Raw genomic sequence first — 1065 nt, 5'->3', positions numbered from 1 at the left:
TTAACAGAGGCCGCTGCCGCCGCTGCTGATGCACTGAAAAAAAGCGCCAACCTTTCTGACTTAACCAATAAATCGTCTGCCAGATCTGCTTTAGATCTGGGTAATTCAGCAACAAAAAATGTTGGTGCGGTTGCAGGAACGGTTATGGCTGGCGATGACGCCAGAGTTATAGGGGCATTGCAAGCGTCTTCAAATTTATCTGACTTGACCAATAAATCAGCATCCCGTGTAAACCTGAATGTTTATTCAAGAGATGAGGTTGTGCCTGCGCTTGGCGGTGAGTTCATAGGAAGAGTAACTTTCCCTGTTATAACCATTGGAGGGGTGCAGGGAGTTGGAATACAAATTTCAACCAATACAGAGGTGAAAGTTAATGGGGATATCGCTGGGCCTGTATGGACTAACAACCAGGATTCCCTTTTGTCTACATGGATAAGTAAACAAATAACAGCGGCAAACATGAATAAAGTCACCGCCATTCGGAGGGGCGTTGTTCATGAGGTGCCTAACACAGCACAGGCCGGAAGTTTTGCTGTAACAGCATTCGTAACACAAACCACCATTTTTGTTGCGGAGTTGCAATATCAGGTCAATGGTCAATGGATAGTCATGGGGCAGGCATAACTATGGAACTTTTAAACCTAAAAGCATACGTACCAGAGGATAAACCTTTCGGTGAAAACGCCTCATATTTTGTAGATGACACGGGTCTCGATTGGTATGAAAACAATAGAAAATTCAAGAAAAAATATAAAGTTGCAATAATTTCATCAACAGGTGTGGTGCGCGCAGTGAGTAGTGATGTGACTGAGTTGCCGATCGCTGGCTGTGATATTAGAGAATTCGATTCAATACCTGATATGTTGACTCGCATCACGAGCGACTCGGGCGAATATTGTGAGCTGGTAATGCTAGGTGAGTGGAAATATACAAAGGGTAAATTTGTTAAAGACCCTCAATATAAAATCATTAAAGCTAATGCTAAGAAGGATGATTTAATCTCTTATGCACTTAAAAAGATGAAGCCGTTGGAGTTTGCAGAAGATCTTAACATTAGCCTTGGCG

1 protein-coding gene and 1 pseudogene are annotated in these 1065 nt (G+C 42.7%); both read left to right on the top strand.

What is annotated here, in order from left to right; all coding sequences use genetic code 11:
• Positions 1-624, top strand: a pseudogene (locus tag DBA33_RS20340) (hypothetical protein); the annotation flags it as partial.
• Between the two features lie 2 nt (positions 625-626).
• A partial coding sequence (locus DBA33_RS20335; protein WP_120807121.1) for a hypothetical protein occupies positions 627-1065 on the top strand: 439 nt, incomplete at its 3' end.

It is taken from the genome of Yersinia sp. IP36721 (genome assembly GCF_003634395.1).
Lineage (GTDB): Bacteria > Pseudomonadota > Gammaproteobacteria > Enterobacterales > Enterobacteriaceae > Yersinia > Yersinia entomophaga.
Note: the sequence above shows the minus strand (reverse complement) of the source record. Positions and strands in the feature narration are given on the sequence as shown.